Origin of the sequence: Massilia aurea (assembly GCF_024753205.1) — a bacterium.
Classification (GTDB): Bacteria; Pseudomonadota; Gammaproteobacteria; order Burkholderiales; family Burkholderiaceae_D; genus Telluria; species Telluria aurea.
The window spans coordinates 1,038,187-1,061,846 of the sequence record NZ_JANUGZ010000002.1 but is presented as its reverse complement, the minus strand read 5'-3'; the positions used below and the strand labels follow the sequence as shown (position 1 = coordinate 1,061,846).

Annotated in this window: 21 protein-coding genes; 17 read left to right on the top strand and 4 right to left on the bottom strand. The window is 64.8% G+C overall.

Translation table 11 applies throughout. The annotated features are described in order from the left end of the window. Positions 1 to 102 precede the first annotated feature (102 nt). The 3 genes from NX775_RS10270 to NX775_RS10260 form a co-directional block, all read right to left on the bottom strand. Complete coding sequence (locus NX775_RS10270) at positions 103 to 747, bottom strand: hypothetical protein (protein WP_258835905.1); 645 nt, start codon at positions 745 to 747, stop codon at positions 103 to 105. A 20-nt stretch (positions 748 to 767) separates the two neighbouring features. Further along, entirely contained in the window at positions 768 to 1,355 is a 588-nt protein-coding gene (locus NX775_RS10265; RefSeq protein ID WP_258835904.1) for a hypothetical protein, read from the bottom strand. A gap of 73 nt (positions 1,356 to 1,428) precedes the next feature. After that, positions 1,429 to 1,569 carry a hypothetical protein gene (locus NX775_RS10260; RefSeq protein WP_258835903.1) on the bottom strand — a complete coding sequence of 47 codons (141 nt, stop codon included), beginning with the start codon at positions 1,567 to 1,569 and terminating at the stop codon, positions 1,429 to 1,431. Positions 1,570 to 1,588: 19 nt separating this feature from the next. On the opposite strand from NX775_RS10260, the gene NX775_RS10255 reads away from it, so the two are divergent. After that, positions 1,589 to 2,350 (top strand): HAD family hydrolase, encoded by a 762-nt coding sequence (locus NX775_RS10255; RefSeq protein WP_258835902.1) that lies wholly within the window; start codon positions 1,589 to 1,591, stop codon positions 2,348 to 2,350. A gap of 91 nt (positions 2,351 to 2,441) precedes the next feature. Next, positions 2,442 to 3,458 (top strand): heat-inducible transcriptional repressor HrcA, encoded by a 1,017-nt coding sequence (hrcA, locus tag NX775_RS10250; RefSeq protein WP_258835901.1) that lies wholly within the window; start codon positions 2,442 to 2,444, stop codon positions 3,456 to 3,458. 79 nt (positions 3,459 to 3,537) lie between these two features. Here the strand turns inward: hrcA and fur are convergent, their stop codons facing one another. Continuing rightward, entirely contained in the window at positions 3,538 to 3,969 is a 432-nt protein-coding gene (gene fur / locus NX775_RS10245; RefSeq protein WP_258835900.1) for a ferric iron uptake transcriptional regulator, read from the bottom strand. A gap of 79 nt (positions 3,970 to 4,048) precedes the next feature. On the opposite strand from fur, the gene NX775_RS10240 reads away from it, so the two are divergent. The 15 genes from NX775_RS10240 to NX775_RS10170 all read left to right on the top strand — a co-directional run bounded on the left by NX775_RS10240 (position 4,049) and on the right by NX775_RS10170 (position 23,645). Continuing rightward, a complete protein-coding gene (locus tag NX775_RS10240; protein ID WP_258835899.1) occupies positions 4,049 to 4,660 on the top strand; it encodes an outer membrane protein assembly factor BamE in 612 nt (203 codons plus the stop codon). An 8-nt stretch (positions 4,661 to 4,668) separates the two neighbouring features. After that, entirely contained in the window at positions 4,669 to 5,478 is an 810-nt protein-coding gene (gene dapB, locus NX775_RS10235; RefSeq protein ID WP_258835898.1) for a 4-hydroxy-tetrahydrodipicolinate reductase, read from the top strand. Between the two features lies 1 nt (position 5,479). Beyond that, positions 5,480 to 5,806, top strand: coding sequence for a barstar family protein (locus tag NX775_RS10230; protein WP_258835897.1), 327 nt, complete (start codon positions 5,480 to 5,482; stop codon positions 5,804 to 5,806). 129 nt (positions 5,807 to 5,935) lie between these two features. Then, positions 5,936 to 8,578 (top strand): leucine--tRNA ligase, encoded by a 2,643-nt coding sequence (leuS, locus tag NX775_RS10225; RefSeq protein ID WP_258835896.1) that lies wholly within the window; start codon positions 5,936 to 5,938, stop codon positions 8,576 to 8,578. Then, a complete protein-coding gene (locus NX775_RS10220; protein ID WP_258835895.1) occupies positions 8,578 to 9,147 on the top strand; it encodes an LPS-assembly lipoprotein LptE in 570 nt (189 codons plus the stop codon). Before leuS ends, NX775_RS10220 begins: the two co-directional genes overlap by 1 nt. Positions 9,148 to 9,150: 3 nt before the next feature. After that, the gene (gene holA, locus NX775_RS10215; RefSeq protein ID WP_258835894.1) at positions 9,151 to 10,164 is read left to right on the top strand and encodes a DNA polymerase III subunit delta; all 1,014 of its coding nucleotides are present in this window, start codon (positions 9,151 to 9,153) and stop codon (positions 10,162 to 10,164) included. A 66-nt stretch (positions 10,165 to 10,230) separates the two neighbouring features. Then, on the top strand, positions 10,231 to 11,496 hold the full coding sequence (locus tag NX775_RS10210) for a glutamate-5-semialdehyde dehydrogenase (protein WP_258835893.1): 1,266 nt from the start codon (positions 10,231 to 10,233) through the stop codon (positions 11,494 to 11,496). A 25-nt stretch (positions 11,497 to 11,521) separates the two neighbouring features. Then, positions 11,522 to 11,935 carry a CopD family protein gene (locus tag NX775_RS10205; protein WP_258835892.1) on the top strand — a complete coding sequence of 138 codons (414 nt, stop codon included), beginning with the start codon at positions 11,522 to 11,524 and terminating at the stop codon, positions 11,933 to 11,935. Positions 11,936 to 12,026: 91 nt separating this feature from the next. Next, a complete protein-coding gene (locus NX775_RS10200) occupies positions 12,027 to 13,229 on the top strand; it encodes a THUMP domain-containing class I SAM-dependent RNA methyltransferase (RefSeq protein ID WP_379730857.1) in 1,203 nt (400 codons plus the stop codon). 14 nt (positions 13,230 to 13,243) lie between these two features. Next, a complete protein-coding gene (locus NX775_RS10195) occupies positions 13,244 to 14,527 on the top strand; it encodes a multidrug effflux MFS transporter (RefSeq protein ID WP_258835891.1) in 1,284 nt (427 codons plus the stop codon). Positions 14,528 to 14,814: 287 nt separating this feature from the next. Next, a complete protein-coding gene (locus NX775_RS10190; RefSeq protein WP_258835890.1) occupies positions 14,815 to 16,986 on the top strand; it encodes an HDOD domain-containing protein in 2,172 nt (723 codons plus the stop codon). 9 nt (positions 16,987 to 16,995) lie between these two features. Next, the gene (locus tag NX775_RS10185; RefSeq protein WP_258835889.1) at positions 16,996 to 19,218 is read left to right on the top strand and encodes a putative bifunctional diguanylate cyclase/phosphodiesterase; all 2,223 of its coding nucleotides are present in this window, start codon (positions 16,996 to 16,998) and stop codon (positions 19,216 to 19,218) included. Between the two features lie 6 nt (positions 19,219 to 19,224). Further along, complete coding sequence (locus NX775_RS10180; protein ID WP_258835888.1) at positions 19,225 to 20,775, top strand: SEL1-like repeat protein; 1,551 nt, start codon at positions 19,225 to 19,227, stop codon at positions 20,773 to 20,775. Positions 20,776 to 20,883: 108 nt separating this feature from the next. Beyond that, positions 20,884 to 22,113, top strand: coding sequence for a putative DNA modification/repair radical SAM protein (locus NX775_RS10175; RefSeq protein ID WP_258835887.1), 1,230 nt, complete (start codon positions 20,884 to 20,886; stop codon positions 22,111 to 22,113). Beyond that, positions 22,110 to 23,645: a UdgX family uracil-DNA binding protein gene (locus NX775_RS10170; RefSeq protein ID WP_258835886.1), complete on the top strand. Its 1,536-nt coding sequence runs from the start codon at positions 22,110 to 22,112 to the stop codon at positions 23,643 to 23,645. The genes NX775_RS10175 and NX775_RS10170 overlap by 4 nt, the downstream gene beginning before the upstream one ends. Positions 23,646 to 23,660 lie beyond the last annotated feature (15 nt).

Genomic DNA, 23,660 nt, shown 5'->3' with positions numbered 1-23,660 from the left:
GAGAGTTGGAGGAGACAGGTCCAGTATGCTGCGTTACAGCATATAAGTCCAATTTTCCTTTCGCATACTCGACATAAGAATTACATATAACTCTTTTTGATATTACCCGGCGACGCACGTCACGTTGATATTGGTCACGCGTTCGTCACCCATGGTGCCGGTGGGGTTGACGACTGTGCAGACCTGGCCAGCCGGCTGCTTGCTGACCGTGACGCCATAGGTCGTGCCGAATTGCACTTCAGGCAGCTCGTAGGAGATCGGGGTCGTGGATGGCGGCGTTGCTGGCGTCGCGGCCGAATAAGTGCCTCCGGTACTGCCGTTGGCCAGCACCAGGCCGGCGCCGGTCAGGCCGGTGATCGTGCCACCGATGGGACGGGTGTTGATTCGGCAAGCAATCGCAATGTCAATTGTCACCAGACGGCCCGCCGTGTCGGCGTTGTTGGTGTAGATACCGCCGTCCGGAACGCTTGGTTCGCAACTCTGGTGTGCCGGGTTCGCGGTAACGGTGACGGCATAGGTGTCGCCGTATTCCAGCTTGTCCGGGAAAGCAAAGCGCACCGGTGCACCGGCCGTGGCTGGCGGTGCGACCTTCAGTGGCACGCCGGCATTGCTCAGGGTGAGGCCATCATAAACGATACCGGTTACCGAACCGGCAACGGTGAACTCGGCTTTATCGCTGCCGCCACAGGCGGCCAGGCTTGCAGCCAGCGCCAGCGCAAGCGCCGGGCGGATCAGGGAAGACTTCATGCGTTTGACTCCAGAAAAAATTAAGGTGCGCACGTGATGGTCACGTTGTTCACATCGGCCGCGCCCATGGTGCCGACGCCATTGGCAATGGTGCAGCTCTGGCCGGCAGGGTTTGCCAGGATCGAGACGCCATAGGGCGCATCCTGCGCCACACGGGCCATGGAGAACGTGGTCGCGCCGGCTGGGACGGGAACGCGGTCCGAGCCATTGACCAGGACCAGGTCGTTCTTGAGATTGCTGACGGTGCCGGTCAGGGCCTGGGTCTTGAACGTGCAGGCGATCTGGATGGTCGTCACGTCGAAGCCGGCGCGGCCCGTGTTCTGGAACAACTCGCACTTTTCGATGTTCGTCGGGGTGCTTTTGACCCGCACGTCATACTTGTCGTCCGACGAAATCCGGGTCGGGAAGAAGAATGTGGTCACGCCCGTGCCGTTCGACGGCACCGGGATTTCATAGTCGGAGCCGCCGTTATTGGTCAGGACCATGCCCGGCTTGGTCACGCCGGCAATCTGGCCGCCCAGCAGCAGTTGGCCATCGTCACCACCGCAAGCCGTCAACAGGACCGCGCATGCCAGCGCTGCGCTTGCGCGCAGGTAGGAACTCTTCATATATTCTCCAAATAATCTAGCGGGAAAGCGCAGGCTGCGCGGTTGGAATCAAAAAATCGCTCAACATTTTAGTTCATTTATTAGGCAACCGGTCCATTTGCGTCCCATTTGCATGTGTATCAGGTTGTAAGCACAATGTCATATAAGCAACGCGCAGGCCGTGCGGTTTGCTTTTGGCCGTATGCATCGCTATGCTGGCGTAGCGTTTTTTCATGCCTGTTCCCTGGAAGCCGATGACCCGCCATCCCTGGCCCAAAGCCGTACTGTTCGACCTCGACGATACCCTGTGGCCGATCGTGCCCGTGATCCGGGCTGCCGAAACCATTTTGTATACGTGGCTGCAGCAGCATGCGCCGCGCGTGGCCGAGCGGTTCACGATCGACAGCCTGCGCCAGGCGCGCCTGGAATTGCTGGCCCGCGAGCCCCGGTACGGGATCGACCTGAGCGCGCTGCGCCACGCCGGCCTGATCGCGGCGTTCGAGCAGGTGGGGGAGGACGTTGCCCGGGTGGACGAGGCCATGGTCGTCTTTGTTGCCGCGCGCAATGCGGTGACGCTGTATGACGATGTGGCGCCGGGCCTCGCGCGGCTCCGGCAGCGCGCGTTGCTGGGCTCGGTCACGAACGGCGTGGCCGACCTGGTCACGATCGGCCTGGCCGACCAGTTCCAGGCATCGGTGGCGGCGCGCGACTTTGGCGCGGCCAAGCCGGATCCGGGGATTTTCCTGGCCGGCTGCGCTGCGCTCGGGGTGCTGCCGGCGGATACCCTGTATGTGGGTGATGACCTGCTGCTTGACGTCCAGGGCGCCCAGCAGGCGGGTTTGCGCGCAGCCTGGATGAACCGCAGCGGCAAGATCAACGAGCTGGCCGACCAGGTACGGCCCGATGTCGAGGTGAACAGCATCGATGCGCTGCTCGACTGGCTCGATGCCGCGCACGAGCCGTCACAGGAGCCACCGCACGAGTTGCCACACGGATCTGCGCCGATGCGCGTATAACACTGGGACGGACCGCAAGCCTTGCGCTGCCGTGCCGCGCCCCAATTTGATTCTTATCCCAGCACCACAGAAAAAGACGCTTCCCGGAACCATGCAACTCGATCACCGTGCCCAAACCCTGCTCAAAGCGCTTGTCGAACGCTATATTGCCGACGGCCAGCCGGTCGGCTCGCGCGCGCTGTCCAAGCTGTCGGGGCTGGAATTGTCGCCCGCAACGATCCGCAACATCATGGCCGACCTCGAGGACATGGGCTTCGTCGCCAGTCCCCATACATCGGCCGGCCGCATCCCGACGCCGCGCGGCTACCGCGTGTTTGTCGATACACTATTGACCGTCAAGCAGCTCGATGAAACGACGGTCGGCGCCGAGCGCATGCGCCTGCCGTTGCAGCATCCGCAAAAGCTGATCGCCAACGCGGCCCAGATGCTCTCGTCGCTGTCGCAGTTTGCCGGTGTGGTGCAAAGCCCGCGCCGCGAATCGGTGTTTCAGCAGATCGAATTCTTGCGCCTGTCCGAAAAGCGCATCCTGCTGGTGATCGTCGATCCCCGTGGCGACGTCCAGAACCGCCTGCTGCTGACCGACGTCGACTACACGCCGGCGCAATTGTCGCAGTCGGCCAATTACCTGAACCAGAATTTTGCCGGCCAGTCGTTCGACGGCGTGCGCCAACGCCTGAGCGGCGAATTGCGTCAGCTGAGCGACGACATGGGACGCCTGATGCATGCGGCGGTCGAGGCCGGCAGTGAGGCGATGGCCGAGAGCGACGACGTGGTCATTTCCGGCGAGCGCAATCTGCTGTCGGTGACCGACCTGTCGTCGAATATGAGTTCGCTGCGCCAGATGTTCGAGATGTTCGAGCAAAAGACGGGCCTGATGCAATTGCTCGACATGTCGAGCAAGGCCGGGGGCGTGCAGATCTTCATCGGCGGCGAATCGAACCTGGTGCCGATGGACGAGATGAGCGTCGTCACCGCGCCGTACGCCGTCGATGGCCGCATCGTCGGCACCCTTGGCGTCATCGGCCCCACGCGGATGGCGTACGAGCGGGTGATCCCTATCGTGGACATCACCGCCAAGCTGCTGTCGAACGCACTGAGCCAGCCGTAAGCTTGCTGGATGCAAAAAGGGCGCACGGGAAATTCCGGTGCGCCCTTTTTTGTTGGCCAGCCCTGCGGGCGGCTGATGATCAGCTTGCTTTACGCGCTGCCTGGCACTGCGGGCAACTGCCATAGATCGCCAGCGCATGGTCGACGATCGTATAGCCGTGGGTTTGGGCAATCATCTTCTGGCGCTGCTCGATCTCGTCGTCGTAGAATTCTTCGACCCGGCCGCAGGTGACGCAGACCAGGTGGTCGTGGTGCGAGCCGGCGTTGAGTTCGTAGATGGCCTTGCCGGTTTCGAAGTGGTTACGGTTGAGCAGGCCGGCCTGCTCGAATTGCGTCAGGACGCGGTAGACGGTGGCCAGGCCAACATCCATGTTTTCAGCCAACAGAATCTTGTAGACATCTTCGGCAGTCAGGTGACGCACGGCGCTGTTCTGGAAGATTTCCAGGATTTTCAGGCGCGGGAGCGTGGCCTTCAGGCCGCTTGCCTTCAGGTCGGTCGGATTGTTACTCATGTTTGTTACTCGCATATTGGCGGAGTGCTTTATGATATAGCGTTTTGAAAGCTCCCGCTCGAACGATTTGAGGTTACCTATGCGCGTCAAACAAGCCGTATCCCATCGATTTTCCGCCAAGGCGGTGCTGGCGGCAGGTCTCGTCTGCACGCTGACGCTGTCCGGCTGCGCGTCCTGGCGCAACCAGACCCGTCCGGCGCCACCGGTGGCAACGGACTCGGCGGCCACCGCGGCCGACGCCGACAAATCGGCCGCCATTGCCAATGCCGGCGCGCAGACCGTGCAAGCCTCGCGCCTGCAAAAGTTCCTGTGGATCTTCTCGCCTTACCGACCGGACATCCAGCAGGGCAACTTCGTCTCGCAGGAGATGCTGAACCAGCTGAAGGTCGGCCAGTCGCGCGACCAGGTGCGTTTCCTGCTCGGCTCGCCTCTGCTGCTCGATGCGTTCCATGCCGACCGCTGGGATTACCCGTTCTACCTGGCCCGTGGCAATGGCGAACTGACCACCAGCCGCGTCACCGTGTTCTTCAAGGATGACGTGGTCGAGCGCTTCGAAGGCGGCAACCTGCCAAGCGAGCGCGACTACATCGACCGTATCGCCGGCCCCGCCAAGGTGCCGAGCAAGAAAGAAAAGCCGGAAAGCCGTCCGGTCGCACCGATCACGGTGACCGCCCCGGCAACCCAGCAGTAAGGATTGCCATGACGATGTTGAATATTGCCGTAGCCGGCGCCAGCGGCCGCATGGGGCGCATGCTGATCGAAGCCATCCAGTACGCACCCGACGCCCGCTTGGCGGGCGCCCTCGACATGCCCGGTTCGCCGTTCATCGGGCAGGATGCCGGCGCCTTCGGGGGCTTCCTCACTGGCGTGATGATCGAAGACAGCATCAAGCACGGCCTGCACAACGCCGACGTGCTGATCGACTTCACCCGCCCCGAAGGCACGCTCGCGCACCTCGCGTATTGCGCCGCCAACGGCAAGCAGATGGTGATCGGCACCACCGGTTTCGATGACGCCGGCAAGGCCGAGATCGCCGCCGCCGCCGAGAAAATCGGGCTCGTGGTCGCACCGAACATGAGCGTAGGCGTGAACGTCACGCTCAAGCTGCTCGAAATGGCAGCCAAAAGTTTCGCCGAAGGCTACGACATCGAAATCGTCGAAGCGCACCACCGGCACAAGGTCGATGCGCCGTCGGGCACCGCGCTCAAGATGGGCGAAGTGATCGCCGACGCCATCGGCCGCGACCTCAAGGAATGCGCCGTGTACGGGCGCGAAGGCGTCACCGGCGAGCGCGATCCGTCGACAATCGGCTTTGCCACCGTGCGCGGCGGCGACGTCGTGGGCGACCACACCGTCATGTTCCTGGGCACGGGCGAGCGCATCGAGATCAGCCACAAATCCAGCAGCCGCGTGACCTACGCACACGGCGCGCTGCGCGCCGCTCGCTTCCTGGCAGACAAATCCCACGGCCTGTACGACATGCAGGACGTGCTGGGCTTGAAAGCCTGATATGGCTGTTGCAGAACTGAACGGCGCCGCGATCGTCGACCAGGCGTCGTTTCATGCGCAAAGCCGGGCCGCGTTCGGTTTCCCGGCGTCGTACGCGAACAGCATCGACGCCTGGGTCGATTGCCTGAGCTACCTGCGCGACGACGAAAACATGACCAGCTTCCAGCTGGCGCCGGACGAAGTGCTCGAGATCGTACTCCGCGACGCGGCAGCCATGAAAGCCGCCGTGCCGGACCTGTTCGAGGAGCTGGCCTTTTGTATTGGCGGCATCAACGAGCGGTATGAAGATTATGGTGAAACGCCGGCATTGAAACTCGTGCTGCGCTGAATTACCCGGGGCAGCGTTCAGCGGACGCTGTCTCACCGCACCATCCTTCCTGCACCACGCCACGCCGTAGTGCAAAATCAACAGGTTATAATGACCGGTTCCATCTCCCACATTACGTCTGCAGAAATCATGCAAGAAAAATATAGTCCAGCCGAAGTCGAACAGGCCGCCCAGGCCTACTGGAAATCGATCGACGCCTATAAAGCCGTCGAACACGATCCGCGTTTCCCTAAGGGCAAGTATTACGCCTGCTCGATGCTGCCTTACCCATCAGGCAAGCTGCACATGGGCCACGTGCGCAACTATACGATCAATGACGTGATGTACCGCTACCTGCGGATGAACGGCTACAACGTTCTGATGCCGATGGGCTGGGATGCATTCGGCATGCCGGCGGAAAACGCGGCCATGGCCAACAACGTGCCGCCGGCCGAATGGACCTACTCGAACATCGCCCACATGCGTGGCCAGATGGAGTCGATGGGCCTGGCGATCGACTGGTCGCGCGAGATGACCGCCTGCAAGCCGGACTACTACAAGTGGAACCAGTGGATGTTCCTCAAGATGCTCGAGAAGGGCATCATCTACCAGAAGACCGGTACCGTGAACTGGGACCCGGTCGACCAGACCGTGCTGGCCAACGAGCAGGTCGTCGATGGCCGCGGCTGGCGCTCGGGCGCGCTCATTGAAAAGCGCGAAATCCCGATGTACTACGTGCGCATCACCGAATACGCCGATGAGCTGCTCGACCATGTCGACAACAAGCTGCCAGGCTGGCCCGAGCGCGTGCGCACGATGCAGGCCAACTGGATCGGCAAGTCGACGGGCGTGCGCTTCGCGTTCCCGCACACGATCGCTGACGACACCGGCGCGCCAATCGACGACGGCAAGCTGTACGTCTTCACTACGCGCGCCGACACGATCATGGGCGTGACCTTCTGCGCCGTGGCGCCGGAGCACGCGCTGGCCCAGCACGCCGCAAAGAACAACCCGGCGCTCCAGCAATTCATCGCCGAATGCAAGCTCGGTTCCGTCATCGAAGCCGACATGGCGACGATGGAAAAGAAGGGCATGCCGACCGGCCTGTTCGTCACCCATCCGGTCACGCAGGAACAGATCCCGGTCTGGGTCGGCAACTACGTCCTGATCACCTACGGCGATGGCGCCGTGATGGGCGTGCCGGCGCATGACGAACGCGATTTCGGCTTCGCCAAAAAATACAATCTGCCGATCAAGCAGGTCGTGGCCGTCGAAGGCCAGGAATTCTCGCTCGACGCCTGGCAGGAGTGGTACGGCGACAAGGACAACGGCCGCACGATCAACTCGGGCAAGTACGACGGCCTCGATTACACCTCGGCCGTCAACGCGGTCTCGGGTGAACTGGCGAGCCAGGACCTGGGCGCCAAGAAGGTCACGTTCCGCCTGCGCGATTGGGGCATCTCGCGCCAGCGCTACTGGGGCACGCCGATCCCGATGATCCACTGCGCCGAGTGCGGCATCGTGCCGGTGCCCGAAGCCGACCTGCCGGTCGTGCTGCCCGAGCACCTGGTCCCGGATGGCACCGGCAATCCGCTGAACAAAGACGAAGCGTTCCTCAAGTGCGACTGCCCGACCTGCGGTAAACCTGCGCGCCGCGAGACCGACACGATGGACACGTTCATCGATTCGTCGTGGTACTACATGCGCTATACGTCGCCGGGTTCCAACAACGCAATGGTCGACGAGCGCAACGATTACTGGATGCCGATGGACCAGTACATCGGCGGCATCGAACACGCCGTCATGCACCTGCTGTACGCGCGCTTCTGGACCAAGGTGATGCGCGACTTCGGCCTCGTCAAATTCGACGAGCCGTTCGTGAACCTGCTCACGCAGGGCATGGTGCTCAACGAGACCTACTACCGCGAAGACGCATCGACCAAGAAGACCTGGTTCAACCCGGCCGACGTCGAGCTGACCTTCGATGACAAGGGCCGCCCGCAAAGCGCCGTGTTGAAGGCCGACGGCCAGCCGGTCGAAATCGGCGGCACCGAAAAAATGTCGAAGTCCAAGAACAACGGCATCGACCCGCAAGCGCAGATCGAGCAGTACGGCGCCGACACCGCGCGCCTGTTTACGATGTTCGCGTCGCCACCGGAGCAGACGCTCGAATGGTCGAACAGCGGCGTCGAAGGCGCCAGCCGCTTCCTGCGCCGCGTGTGGGCCTTCGGCTACGCGCAGCGCGCGCGCATTGCCGCGGCACTGACCGGTGAAGTGCAGGGCACGCACACCGACGCACAGAAAACGCTGCGCCGCGAAGTGCACAAGATCCTGCAGCAGGCCGACTACGACCTGAAGCGCATCCAGTACAACACGGTGGTCTCGGCCTGCATGAAGATGCTCAACACGCTCGAATCGGGCAAGCTCGATGACAGCGCAGCGTCCAACGCCATCATCGCCGAAGGCTTCTCGATCTTCCTGCGTTTGCTGAACCCGGTCGCGCCGCACATCACGCACGCACTGTGGCAGGAACTTGGCTTTGCGGGCGTGCATGGCGACCTGCTCAACGCTCCATGGCCGGAAGTCGATCCGCAGGCGCTCGAACAGTCCGAGATCGACATGATGATCCAGGTGAACGGCAAGCTGCGTGGTTCGGTCAAGGTCGCAAAGGATGCCGACAAGGCGTCCATCGAAGCGGCTGCACTGGCCAGCGAAGCGGTGCAGAAGTTCATCGAAGGCACGCCGAAGAAGGTCATCGTCGTGCCGGGCAAACTTGTCAATATCGTGGTCTGATGATGAACACCTCCAACAACAACTTCCTCGTACGCGCCCTCGGTGCTGTCCTGATGGTCGCCGTCCTTGCCGGCTGCGGCTTCAAGCTGCGCGGCAGCGACGGCCAGTACAACCTGCCGTTCCAGAGCATCTGGCTGTCGTTCAACGAAGCCTCACCACTGGGCACGGAGCTCAAGCGCAACCTGCGCGCGGGCGACAACGTGCGCATCGAGCCCGATGCCTCCAAGGCCGAGGCGTTGTTCGACGTGATCAGCGAGTCGCGTGGCAAGGCGATCCTGTCGCTCAACAGCCTGGGTCGCGTGCGTGAATACGCGCTCAGCTACACGCTGGTGTTCCAGGTGCGCGACGCCAACAACCGCCAGCTGCTGGCGCCCACCGAGATCACCCTGCGCCGCAATATCGCGTTCGATGAATCGCAGGTGCTGGCCAAGGAATCCGAAGAAGCGCTGCTGTACCGCGACATGCAGTCCGACCTGGTGCAGCAGGTCCTGCGCCGCCTGGTGGCGATCAAGCCGCTGGCGCCCGTGACGGCGCCAGCGACGCCGGCAGCTGCCTTGCCGACGCCATAAACGATGCAACTGCGGCTCGAAGCGCTCGACGGCCACCTGGCCAAGAACTTGGCGCAGCTGTACGTGATCGCCAGCGACGAGCATCTGCTGGCGCTGGAAGCGGCTGACCGCATCCGCAAGGCGGCGCGCGCGCAGGGCTATACCGAGCGCGATGTGCTCAGCGTGGAGCGCACCTTCAAATGGGGCGAGCTGCTGGCGGCGAATCAGGCGCTGTCGCTGTTCGGCGACAAGAAGCTGATCGAGCTGCGCATCCCGACCGGCAAACCGGGCAAGGACGGCAGCGCCGCACTGCAGGCGTATGCGAAAGACCTCAGCCCCGACAACCTGACCTTGATCACGCTGCCCAAGCTCGACTGGCAGACGGCCAAGGCGTCGTGGGTAACGGCGCTGCAGCAGGCTGCGGTCTACATCGACATCCCGAACATCGAGCGCGCGCAGCTCCCGGCCTGGATCGGCAACCGGTTAGCAAGCCAGGGCCAGAGCGCCGAGCGCCAGAGCCTGGACTTCATCGCCGACCGCGTCGAAGGCAATCTGCTGGCGGCGCACCAGGAGATTCAAAAGCTCGGCCTGCTGCACGAGCCGGGCAAGCTGACGTTCGAGCAGGTGCACGACGCCGTGCTGAACGTGGCGCGCTACGACGTGTTCAAGCTGTCCGAGGCGATGCTTACGGGCGATACGGCGCGCCTGGTGCGCATGCTCGAAGGCCTGAAGGGTGAAGGCGAAGCGCTGCCGCTGGTCTTGTGGGCGGTGGCCGAGGAAATCCGCACGCTGCTAAAATTGAAGAGCGGGATGGGGCAGGGCCGGCCATTGAACGCCCTGCTCAAGGAATACCGGATCTGGGGACCGCGCGAGCGGATGATGGAGCCGGCGCTGCGCCGCGTGTCGCTCGCGACGCTCGAAGCGGCGCTGCAACAAGCGGCGCAGGTCGACCGCATGGTCAAGGGCTTGCGCGCCAAACAATTTGCGGGCGACGCGTGGGATGCGATGTTGCAGCTGGCGTTGCGGGTGGCGCGGTAAGGCTATTTTCAACGCCGATGGCCATCGCCGCCGTGCGCGAGCCAGGTTAATGCAATGGAAAACACGATGGACATCACCGCACACATGCACCAGCTGGGCCAGCAGGCCCGCGCCGCCGCGCGCGCCATGGCACGCGCCGACACCGCCACCCGCAACCGCGCCCTAAGCCTGATCGCCGATGCGATCGAGCGCGACGCCGACCTGCTGCGCGCCGCCAATGCCCGTGACCTGGAGGCCGCGCAGGCGGCCGGCCTGGCCCCGGCGCTGATGGACCGCCTGGCGTTGTCAAACGCCGCGATCGCGACGATGGTCGCGGGTCTGCGCCAGATCGTCGCCTTGCCCGATCCGGTCGGCGAAATCTCGAACATGAAGGTGCGCCCGAGCGGCATCCAGGTTGGCCAGATGCGCGTGCCGCTGGGCGTGATCGGCATCATCTACGAAGCGCGCCCGAACGTGACGGTCGATGCGGCGGGCCTGTGCATCAAGAGCGGCAATGCGGCGATCCTGCGCGGTGGCTCGGAAGCGATCCACTGCAACCGCGCGCTGGCCACGCTGGTGGCCGAAGGCCTGGTGGGCGCCGGCTTGCCGCAGGCCGCAGTGCAGGTGGTCGACACGGTCGACCGCGCCGCCGTCGGCGCGTTGATCACGATGCCGCAGTATGTGGACGTGATCGTCCCGCGCGGCGGCAAGGGGTTGATCGCGCGCCTGATGGCTGAAGCCACGGTCCCGATGATCAAGCACCTCGATGGCATCTGCCACGTCTACATCGACGACAAGGCCGATATCGATAAAGCGCTGGCCATCGCGTTCAACGCCAAGTGCCACCGCTACGGCACCTGCAACACGATGGAAACGCTGCTGGTCGCGCGCGGCATCGCGCCGACCGTGCTGCCACGCCTGGCCGAGCTGTATGCGACCAAAGACGTCGAACTGCGCGCCGACCCGGAAGCGTTCGCGGTCCTGGCCGGTTATCCGCATCTGGTCGCGGCAACGGAAGAAGACTGGTCGTCCGAATACCTGGCCCCGATCCTGGCGATCAAGGTGGTGGCCGGCATCGACGAGGCGATGGACCACATCGATGCATACTCGTCGAAGCACACCGAATCGATCGTCACCGAAGACCACAGCGGCGCCATGCGTTTCCTGCGCGAAGTCGACTCGGCATCGGTGATGATCAATGCGTCGACGCGCTTTGCCGACGGCTTCGAATACGGCCTGGGCGCCGAGATCGGCATCTCGAACGACAAGCTGCACGCACGCGGCCCGGTGGGACTGGAAGGCCTCACGTCGCTCAAGTACGTCGTGTTCGGGCACGGCGAAGTACGCAACTGAATTCAACGTTCACCACAAGGAAAGCATGTACCTCTGGATCAAAGCACTGCACATCGTCTTCATTGCGTCCTGGTTCGCCGGCCTGTTCTACCTGCCGCGCCTGTTCGTCAACCTGGCCGAGGAAACCAACCCTGCGGCGCGCGATCGTCTCTTGGGCATGGCGCGCCGGCTGTACCGCTTCTCGATGATCCTGTCGGTGCCGGCGGTGCTGCTGGGCGGGTGGCTGTGGCTGGGCTACGGCATCCAGGGCGGCTGGCTGCATGCCAAGCTGCTGCTCGTGTTCCTGACCATCGGCTACCATCATATGTGCGGCGGCATCCTCAAGAAATTCGAGCGCGGCGTCAATACGCGCAGCCACAAATGGTATCGCTGGTTCAATGAAGTGCCAGTCGTGCTGATGCTGGCGATTGTCATTCTGGTGACCGTCAAGCCGTTCTAAACCTGCATTTTTTGTATTGCTGCGTCATCGGCCCGGGCCGGTGGCGCGTTTAATTTTCCATCGTTTCATCAACGGACAAAGGGTACCCCTCATGGCTTCCTATTTTTGCCCATGCCCACGCGGCATGGAAGCGGCACTGGCCGAAGAAATCGGCGAGATCGCCGCCCAAAGCACCACGCTGAAAGTGCACAACCAGGTGCCCGGCGGCGTGCACTGCTCGGGCACGATGCAGGATGCCTGGCTGCTCAACCTGCACTCGCGCATCGCGTCGCGCGTGCTGATGCGCATGGCGCAGCGCAGCTACACCACCGAAAACGACATCTACGACCTGGTGCTCGAGCAAACCTGGGAAGACTGGTTCGGCCCCGATCACACGATCCGCGTCGACGTCACGGCCGTCAAGTCGCCGCTGCGCAGCCTCGAATTCACCACGCTCAAGATCAAGGACGCGATCTGCGACCGCTTCCGCGACCAGTACGACAAGCGCCCGTCGGTCAACACGCGCGAACCCGACATGCGCATCGTCGGTTTCCTCGACGCCCGCAATTTCATCGTCTACCTCGACACCTCGGGCGAAGCGCTGTTCAAGCGCGGCTGGCGTGAAGAGACGGGCGACGCGCCGCTGCGCGAGAACCTCGCTGCGGGCCTGCTGCGCGTCTCGGGCTGGAAGCCGGGCGTGCCGCTGTTCGATCCGATGTGCGGTTCGGGCACGATCCTCGTCGAAGCCGCCCAGATGCTGCAAGGGATTCCGTCCGGCGCGCGCCGCAGCTTCGCCTTCGAAAAATTCGCCGACCACGACCGCCAGGCCTGGGCCGCGATGAAAGCGGCGGTCAAGCCGAACGTGCTGCCGCAGGAGCCGACCATCTTCGGCTCGGACATCTCGGGCGACATGGTCGAAATGACGCGCCATAACCTGAAGATCGCCGGCATCCTGTTCGACGTGCCGCTCAAGCAGATCGAAGCGCAGCACGTGTCGGCGCCGACGACCGAGCCGGGCATCCTGCTCACCAACCCGCCGTACGGCGAGCGGATCGGCGTGCGCGGCGACAGCACCGTGCCGCAGGACGACATGGCGGCCGGCTTCTACGCCGCGTTTTCCACGACGCTCAAGCAGCGCTTTGCCGGCTGGACCGCCTACCTGTTCACGGCCGACCTGGGCCTGCCGAAGATGCTGCGCCTGAAAGAGTCGCGCAAGACCCCGTTCTTCAATGGCGCGCTCGAATGCCGCCTGTTCCGCTTCGATATGGTGGCGGGCTTCAACCGCCGCGAGGAAGCCAAACCAAAGCAGGACTGACCCGGAACCGCCCCATGCTGCCAGAACCATCCGATCTGCCCAAGGACCCCGTCACCCCCGTGCCGCCGCCGCCGCCGCACAAGATCGCGATGCTCTCGGCAGGCGGGCTGGCAACGCTGCTGGCGGCGCTGTCGATGCTGGGGCCATTCTCGATCGACGCCTACCTGCCGGCGTTCCCGCAGATCCAGGCCCAGCTTGCCGCCACGCCGCTGCAGGTCCAGCAAACCCTCACCGCCTACATGCTGGCCTTTGCCGTCATGGTGCTGTGGCATGGCGCGCTGTCCGATGCGTTCGGGCGGCGCAATGTGATCCTGGTGGCGCTCGTGGTGTTCGCGATCGGCAGCTTCGGCTGCGCCTCGGCGTCCTCGGTGGAATACCTGTGGGTGTTTCGTGTGCTGCAGGGCGTGTCGGCCGGGGCCGGCGTCGTGGTGGGGCGTGCGATCATCCGCGATTTGTATTCGGATACCGCGGCGGCGCGCCTGCTGTCGATGGTCACGATGATCTTCTCGATCGCCCCGGCCATCGCGCCGGTGGTGGGCGGCTGGATCGTCACGCTGCTCGACTGGCGTGCGATCTTCCTGGCGCTGTCGGTCTATACCGTGCTGCTGTTCTGGTTCTGCTGGAAGCACCTGCCCGAGACGGTGCCGCCGACCGAGCGCCAGCCGTTCAATCCCCGTTTTCTGGCGCAGAGCTACGGCGCCGTTTTCAGCTCGTTCCTGTTTCTGACGATGGCCGGCGTGACGGCGCTGAACTTCGCCGGCCTGTTCTTGTATATCGCCGCGGCGCCCGTCATGCTGCCCGAAAGTCTGGGCCTGGGCCCGTCCGAATTCGCGTGGCTGTTCGTGCCGACCGTGAGCGGCATCTTCTTCGGTTCGCTCGTTGCCAACCGGCTGGCCGGCAAGATGGACTTCGCGCGCCAGATCCGCATGGGCTTTTTCTTCATGCTGGGCGCCGTGACCTTCAACGTGATCTACCACGCGTTCCTTCCGCCGGCCCTGCCGTGGACCGTGGCGCCGATGTTCTTCTTCACCTTTGGCAGCTCGCTGATCGCGCCCGGCGCGACGCTGCTGGCGCTTGACCTGTTCCCCCGCATCCGCGGCACGGTGGCGTCATGCCAGTCGTTCATTCTGACGCTGCTGGGCGCGGTCGTGGCCGGCGCCGTCGCGCCGGCGCTGTCGCATTCGGTGCTGGCGCTGGCGCTCGGCCAGGCATTCTTCGTGCTGCTGTCGCTCTTGTGCTGGGATACCGCGCGGCGCCATCGCCGCAAGCTGCGCGCCCGGGGCGAAGCGACACCCTGACGTTGCATGAAATGAGCGTGAATCGCGGAAACAGTCGTATCGTTACAACAAGTTTTAGAGCGTGTCCGTGTTTACGCCCCACGGACGTCCGTTGCAACGAGTATTCCCGTAACTATTGTTCCTGATCAGAAATGTATATATGTTACGATACGTTTTTATCTCCTGGAGCAGTGGGCAAACCTCTCGCCTGTTCCATGCACTGAAGTGCAGGGCGACGTGGCATGCCTGTTCGGGCGCGATCGCCACCTACCAGAACCCTTCGACAAGTGGCGGCCGTGCTTGATAACATGCTCCTATCCGATCAGGATATTCGCAATCGCTTGCTGATCGCCCGGCTGCCGGCCATGCCGCAGATCCTGGTCAAGCTGATCGAGCACCTGCAGGCCGACGATCTCGGCATGCCGGAACTCGCCGCGCTGATTGCGAAGGACGCCGGCATGACGGCCAAGCTGCTGGCCGTCGCCAACAGCTCGGCCTACCACCGCAGCACGCGCAGCGCCAACCTCGAACAGTCGCTGGTGGCGCTGGGCACCGACATGATCAAGACGCTCGTGATCAGCGATTCGGTATTCCAGACCTTCAACAGCTTCCCGCATGCCGGCAGCATCGACCTGCGCGCGTTCTGGAAAAACTCCCTGACGGCGGCCGTGATCGCGCGCGATGCGGCGCGCATGCTCGACTACGTGCATCCCGAAGAAGCCTATCTGGCGGGCCTGCTGCACAATGTCGGCCGCCTGGCGCTGCTGGCCGCCGCGCCCAAGGAATACGCGTTCAACTTCACCGCGCTCGATGACGAAGACCTGTGCGCGGTCGAGCAGCGCACGCTCCAGATCACCCACGCCGAAGCGGGCGCCTGGCTGATCGAACGCTGGCAGCTCGATTCGTTCCTGGCCGACGCGGTGCTGTACCACCACGAGGCGGGCGACCGCCTGGAAGGCAGCCATCCCCTGATCCGCATCGTGCGCCTGGCGCATGTGCTGACCTGCCACGCGCACGACGAGGCGATGGTGCACGACGCCTGCGCGCTGTGCGGGATCGACGCCGTGCGCACGGCGCACCTGATGGATGGCGCCGCGCGTCAGGTCGAGCAGGCCGCCGCGCATCTGGGCATCGATCTGGCAGGCGCCGACGACATCCCGCAGCCGTCCGCGTATGCGCCGCCGCCGGCGGTCGACCCGGTGCAAAAGCGCCTGAACGAGGAAGTGCGCAATATGGTGCTGGTGTCCGAAGTTGGCCAGACGCTGGCGCGCCAGCAGGGCGAGTCGAGCCTGCTCGACGCGATGACGCGCACCGCCCGCATCCTGTTCGATTTCGAGAGCGCCGTCGTGCTGCTTGAGAACCCCACCGGCCACCTGTTGTCGGGCGCCCCGGCGCCGGGCGTGGCGCGCATCGCCGATTTTTCGGTGTCGCTGGCCAAGGGCGGCCCCGTGGCGCGCAGCGCGCTGGAGCGCCGCCCCGCGTTCGTGGGAGGCAACCGCCAGCAGTTAGGCCTGGCCGAAGAACAGCTGCTGCGCATCCTGGGCACCGATAGCCTGGTGGTGGTCCCACTGGTAGCTGGCGCGCGCTGCCTGGGCGTGCTGGTTGGCGGCGTGCCGACCTGGCAGCTGCCGCATTGCCAGCGCCGCGAGCGGTTCATGCAGGCCTTCGGCGCGCAGGCTGCCGGCGCCCTCGAGAACCTGCTGCTCGAACGCGGTCACGCACGGCGCCAGCTGGCCAATGTGGCCGAAGAATTCCGCGACGCGTCACGTCGCGTGGTGCACGAAGTGAACAACCCGCTGGCGATCATCAAGAATTACCTCAGCATCCTGGACGGCAAGCTGGCGCGCCAGGAACCGGTGGGCGGCGAGCTGTCGATCCTGAACGAAGAGATCGACCGCGTGGGCCAGTTGATCGGCTCCCTGGCCGAACCGCAGGTGCCGGAGACCGGTCCGCGGCCGGTCGATGCCGCCCGCGTCGTCGACGATGTGCTGCGCCTGTTCCGCACCAGCGGCTTCGTGCCGGGCGGCGTGCAGATCGTGGCGCACATGGACGGCGACAGCGCGATCGAGGGCGACCCCGATGTGCTCAAGCAGATCCTGGTGAACCTGGTCAAGAACGCAGTCGAAGCATTCGGGCCGCAGCACAAGAGCGGCGGCCGGATCGAGGTCGTCAACCGCGGCCACGTCAACCGTGAGCGCCACCTGTACGTCGAACTGGGCGTGAGCGACAACGGCCCGGGCCTGTCGCGCGAAGTGCTGGCCAATCTGTTCATGCCCGTCAAGAGCAGCAAGGAAGGCGCGCCCGATGGCGGCAAGCGCGGCCTGGGCCTGTCGATCGTCCATGGCCTGGTCAAGAAGATGGGCGGCCATATCGCCTGCCGCAGCGCCAGTTCCGGTACCTCGTTTGAAATACTCCTGCCGGCGTACACCGGCGCTGGCACGGCGCTCGCGCTGCCGGCGCGCGCGCTCGGTTCCGCCTGACCCCTCACCATGCACGCGCACCCTGCCACCATGCTCCCTGGTGAACCATCCCCGTTTTCCCCGACACTCGACGCCGACAGCCAGCCACGCCTGCTGCTGGTCGACGATGAACCCCGTCTGCTGGCGTCGCTGTACGAATTGCTTCAGGGGCGTGGCTACCGCCTCGTGACCGCGCCATCCGGCACCGAAGCGCTGGCGCAGCTGTCGCGCCAGCGCTTCGACCTGGTCCTGCTCGACCTGCGCCTGCCCGATATCGGCGGCCACGAGATCATGGACTTCATCAACGACAGGGGCATCGACGCCGATGTGATCGTGATGAGCGGCGAGGTGGGCATCGACGCCGCGATCGGCGCGCTCAAGCGCGGCGCCTACAGCTACCTGCGCAAGCCGTACAGCCGCGAAGAGCTGCTCTCGACCGTCAGCAACGCACTGGGACGCCGGCGCCTGGCGCTGGAAAACGCGCGCATCGCGAACCAGCTCGAGAACTCCGAGAAGATGTACCGCTACCTGGTCGACTCGTCGCCGGACATCATCTATACGCTCAATCACGAAGGCCGCTTCACGTTCGTCAATGACCGCGCCTACCAGCTGCTCGGCTACACGCGCGAAGAGCTGATCGGCAAGCATTACTCGATCGTCGTGCACGAAGAAGACCTGGAACGCGCGCGCTATGTGTTCAACGAGCGCCGCATCGACGAACGCGCATCGCGCAACGTCGAACTGCGCCTGAAGTGCCGGGGCGGGAATGGCAACACCAGCAACGACCGCACGTTCAACACGACGCTGATGACGATTTCGCTGAACGCGATCGGCATGCATGTGCCGGACCAGGAAGTGAAAAAGCTCGAGTTCTTCGGCACCTACGGCGTGGCGCGCGATATCACGGACAGGAAGCGCGCCGAGGAAGTCATCGCCTATCAGGCCTATCACGACATCCTGACCGACCTGCCAAACCGCATCCTGTTCAAGGACCGCCTGGGGCTGGCCGTGATCCAGGCCAAGCGCAAGCAGACCGAACTCGCGGTGATGTTCATCGACCTCGATCGCTTCAAGCTCGTGAACGACACGCTCGGCCACGTCAAGGGCGACGAACTGCTGCAGCAGGCGGCCAGCCGCCTGAAGGAATGCCTGCGCAAGGGCGACACGCTGGCGCGCCAGGGCGGCGACGAATTCACCATCGTGCTGCCCGAACTGGTCAGCCACGACGATGCGCGCATGGTCGCCGACAAATTCCTGGCCTGCCTGCAGCTGCCGTTCGACCTCGATGGCCACGAAGTGCACATCTCGGCCTCGATCGGCATCGCGATCTATCCGAAAGATGGCGAATCGATCGACGAACTGCTGCGCCACGCCGACATCGCGATGTACCAGGTGAAAGCGCTGGGCAAGAACGGCCACAGCTTCTATCACGACTCGATGCTCGAAGTGTCGCACCAGAAGATCGCGCTGGAACAGGCGCTGCGCCGTGCGCTCGAGCACGACGAGCTGGAGATGTTCTACCAGCCGCAGATCGACGCCATGACCGGCAACATCACAGGCGCCGAAGCGCTGATGCGCTGGAACCATCCAACGCGCGGGCGCTTGTCGGCCGGCGAATTTTTGCCGTTCGCCGAAGAAAACGGGCTGATGCTGCCGATTTCGGACTGGATGATCGGCGCGCTGTGCCGCGACATGCTGCGCTGGAACGCCGTCGGCGGCAGCGACATCCGTCTCTCGCTGAACCTGTCGCCGCAATACCTCGATCGCGGCGACTTCTTCGAGAAGATGCGCGGGGCCCTGGCGCGCTACGCGATCTCGCCGCAGCAGATCGAAGTCGAGATCACCGAGAACATCTGCATCCGTAACCCGCAGTATGCAATCGAGCAGCTCAACAAACTGTGCGAGCTGGGCGTGTCGATCGCGATCGACGACTTCGGCACCGGCTACTCGTCGCTGTCGTACCTGCACCGCTTCCCGATCCACACGATCAAGATCGACCAGTCGTTCGTCAAGGAGATCCACGAGGAAGACGGCCACTATCCGGTGATCCTGGCGATCATCTCGATCGCGCGTGGCCTGGGCCTGAACCTGATCGCCGAAGGCGTCGAGACCGAGGAACAGGCGCGCTACCTGCGCGCCAACGGTTGCATGACGATGCAGGGCTATCTGTTCTACCGCCCGATTTCGCTGGGCGACTTCATGGTGGCGCTGCGCACCCGGCCCGGATCGAACCTGCGCGCCGTGCTGGCCTGAGTGGGCATGCCCGACACGTCGTTGTACAGCGCCGAATTCCTGCGTGTGAAAGGCCTGGCCGAGCGGGGCGTGGCCGAGGCCCAGCACAGCATGGGCTTCATGTACGTGAACGGCCAGGGCGTGGCGCAAAGCGATGAACTGGCGGTGAGCTGGTACCGGCGCGCGGCCACGGCCAATCTGGCGCAGGCCCAGTACAACCTCGGCGTGATGCTGCAGAAGGGCCAGGGTGTGCCGCAGGACTTCATGCTGGCCGCCCACTGGTACGAGCGCGCCGCCAGCCAGGGCTACGCGCTGGCCCAGTACAACCTGGGCTGGCTGTACGCCAAGGGGCAGGGCGTGGCGCAGGACGTGGGCCGCGCGCTGCACTGGTTCCGCCTCGCCGCAGAGCAGGGCGAGCCGGGCGCCCAGCACAATCTCGGGATGATGTACGACACCGGCAAGGGCGTGGCGCAGGACCACGATGCGGCGCTGGACTGGTACCGGCGCGCCGCCACACAGGGTTACGCCCGTTCGCAGTACAGCCTGGGCCTGCGCTACGACAGCGGCCAGGGCGTGGCGCGCGATCCGGTGCAGGCGCTCGGCTGGCTGCGCAAGGCCGCGCTGCAGGGCTACGCGCCGGCCCAGTTCAATCTCGGGCTGCGCTACGACAAGGGCCAGGACGTGGAAGCGGACGGCGAACAGGCGATGCTGTGGTACGGCCGCGCGGGCATCCAGGGCCATGCCAGCTCGCAGTTCAATCTGGCGCTGATGTACGATACCGGCCACGGCGTGCCGCAGGACGACGCGCTGGCCGCCATCTGGTACCGGCGCGCCGCGCAGCAGGGCCATGCGGGCGCGCAGGACAGCCTGGGCATGCGTCACGAGCACGGCCAGGGCGTGGTGCAGGATGCGGCGCAGGCGGCCATCTGGTACCGGCGTGCGGCCGAGCAGGGCTTGCCGGTGGCGCAGTACCACCTCGGGCAGCTCCTCGACACGGGCAACGGCGTCGAGCGCGATGCGGTGGAGGCCACGGCGTGGTACCGCAAGGCCGCCGAACAGGGCCACCTGCGCGCGCAGTTCGACCTGGGCCTGCGCCACGAAAACGGCATCGGCGCGGCGCAGGACAGCGTGCAGGCACTTGGGTGGTACCGGCGCGCCGCGGCTCAGGGTTACGCGGCGGCGCAGTACATGGTGGCCACGCTGCTCGACCGGCTCGATCTGGGCGACCCGGCCGAAGCCACCGACTGGCTGCACAAGGCGGCCGACCAGAAGCACGCGCTGGCGCAGTTCGAACTGGGGCTGCGCTACGACTGCGCCAAGGGCGCGGACAAGGATTACGAAGCCGCCCATTTCTGGTACCTGTGCGCGGCGCGCCAGGGCCACGCGCGCGCCCAGTTCAACCTGGGCGTGATGTATGCGGCGGGGCAGGGCGCGCCGCGCGATCTGGTGGAAGCGTATGCGTGGCTGCATCGGGCGGGCGGCGCCGGGATCGGACCGGCACGCGACTACCTGGCCCGCACCGCGCGCCGCATGGATGCGCAGCAGTTGTCGCTGGCCGAAGGCTTGCTGCACGCATAACTAGCGTCCCGTCTTTGAACCGGCGCCACCCCCGCACGGGTGCGCTGCCGCACCCTCTGTCATGACACGCCACGCTATACTGTATGCCCATACAGCCACGGGCGTCCGATGGAACTCAACGACAAGCTCGAAATCCTGGCCGACGCGGCCAAGTACGACGCATCCTGCGCCAGCAGCGGTGCGCCCAAGCGCGGCTCCGAGGGCAAGGACGGCCTGGGCGCCACCACCGGCATGGGCATCTGCCACAGCTACACGCCCGATGGTCGCTGCGTCTCGCTGCTCAAGATCCTGCTCACCAACTTCTGCATCTACGACTGCCAGTACTGCATCAACCGGCGCACGTCGAACGTGCCGCGCGCCCGCTTTGCGGTCGATGAAGTGGTCAAGCTGACGCAGGATTTTTACCTGCGCAACTACATCGATGGCCTGTTCCTCAGCTCCGGCATCATCCAGTCGGCCGACTACACGATGGAGCAGCTGGTGGCCGTGGCGCGCACCTTGCGCGAGGTGCACAACTTCCGCGGCTACATCCACCTCAAGACGATTCCCGATGCCGACCCGCTGTTGATCACCGAAGCGGGGCGCTGGGCCGATCGCCTGTCGGTCAATATCGAGCTGCCCACGCACGACAGCGTGACGAAGCTCGCGCCCGAAAAGAGCGTGCACACGATCAAGCTGGCGATGGGCTCCATCCGGCGCAAGCTCGATGAAAAAGCCGAAGAGCCAAGGTCGCCCGCGTTCGCGCCGGCCGGCCAGAGCACGCAGATGATCGTCGGGGCTGATGCCAGCGACGACCACACGATCCTCAACACGGCCGAGACGCTGTACGGCAGCTATAAACTCAAGCGCGTGTACTACTCCGCGTTCAGCCCGATCCCGCAAAGCCCCAAGAGCGTGCCGCTCGCGCCACCGCCGCTGCTGCGCGAGCACCGCCTGTACCAGGCCGATTTCCTGCTGCGCAGCTACGGCTTCACGGCTGGCGAAATCATGCCGCAGACGGGCAACCTGGCGCTGGACATTGATCCCAAGCTGGCCTGGGCGCTGTCGAACCGCGACCAGTTTCCGATGGACCTGAACCGCGTCGATGCGACGCTGATCGCGCGCATCCCCGGCATTGGCCTGCGCAACGCCAAGCGCATCGCGGATCTGCGCCGCATTCGCCGCATCCGCTGGGAAGATTTATCGCGGCTGCGCTGCAGCCTGAAAAAGCTGGCACCGTTTGTCATCACCGCCGACTACAAGCCGGCGCAGGGCGCGACCAGCTCCGACCTGTTGCGCAAGCACATGGCCGATGCGCCGCAGCAGATGAACCTGTGGCCGGAGCTGCAGGCAGCATGACCTCCGCGGCCAGCGCAGCCGTCGTCGCCAGCGAAGCCGTCGCCGCGGTCCGCGCAGGCCAGCCGCTGCTGGTGGCCTCGTTCGTCGAGTGGCGCGCCACGGCCCGCGCCCTGTTGCGCGCAGGCGTGCCGCCCGAGGCGGTGACCTGGGGCGAGCCCGGCGCCGATTTGTTTTCGAGCGCGCCGGCAGCGCCCGCATCGGCTCTGGAGACGGTGCAGCCGACTGGCGACCTTCTCGCCGCCCCGCCTGCCGAACGGGTGGCACAAGCCACGCCCAGGCCGCAGGTACCGCGCTCGCTGATGGAGATGCTGCAGACGGCCGCCTGCTACCGCGACCAAGACCGCTGGGCCTTCCTGTACCGCGTGGTCTGGCGTTGGCAGCAGGGCGAGCACGATGTGCAGTCGCCCGCCGACCCCGATGGCGCGCGGCTGACGTCGATGGTCAAGGCGGTGCGGCGCGAGGTGCACGACATGTTTGCGTATATCCGCTTTCGTGAGCGGCCGATCGAGGCCGGGCCGCCGCAGTTCGTCGCCTGGTTCGAACCCGCGCACGACGTGCTGCCGCAGGTGGCCGAACATTTTGTTGCCCGCATGGGCAAGATGACCTGGATGATCGCCACGCCCGAAGCCAGCGTGCTGTGGGACGGCGCTACGCTGCACGATGCGGGGCCATTGATGTCCGGCCCCGCCGACCTCGAAGACGACGGCGAGGCGCTGTGGCTGACCTACTACCGCAGCATCTTTAACCCCGCGCGCCTGAACACGAAGGTCATGCAAAGCCATGTGCCGTCGCGCTTCTGGAAGAACCTGCCCGAGGGCGCGCTGGTGCCGTCGATGGTCAGCCAAGCCGGCCTGGGCGCGCGCCGCATCGGCCAGGTCGCCGAGGTGGGCCAGCGCCGCGGCACCACGATCCCGATCGCGGCCGAGAAGGCCCAGCCCGACCGCGAGCAGCCATCGAAGCTCGACGAATGCCGGCGCTGCGAACTGTGGCAGCACGCGACGCAGGCCGTCGGCGGAATCGGGCCGGACCATGCGCAGATCATGCTTGTCGGCGAGCAGCCGGGCGACCAGGAGGACTTGTCCGGCCAGCCATTCATCGGGCCGGCCGGCCAGCTGCTCGATCGCGTGTTTGCGCAGGCGGAGGTGGACCGCAAGGGCGTGTACATCACCAACGCCGTCAAGCATTTCAAGTGGGAGCCGCGTGGCAAGCGGCGCCTGCACAAAACGCCGGCGCAGAAAGAGATCGAAGCCTGCCACTACTGGCTCGAAAAAGAAATCGCTACCCGCAAGCCGAAGGTGATCGTGGCGATGGGGGCCACTGCGCTCAAATCGGTGCTGCAGAAGGGGAACGTGACGCTCAGGGACAGTCTCGGCCAACCGGTGCGCCATGGCGACGCGTGGGTCGTGACGATCTATCACCCATCGTACGTGCTGCGCGTGCCGGACGAGGCAACCAAGCACGAAGCGTTTGCCGTGATGGTCGAGGGCTTGCGGGTGGCGCAGTCGCTGCTTGAGCAGTCTGGCGAGTACTGATCCACGTAGCGGCAT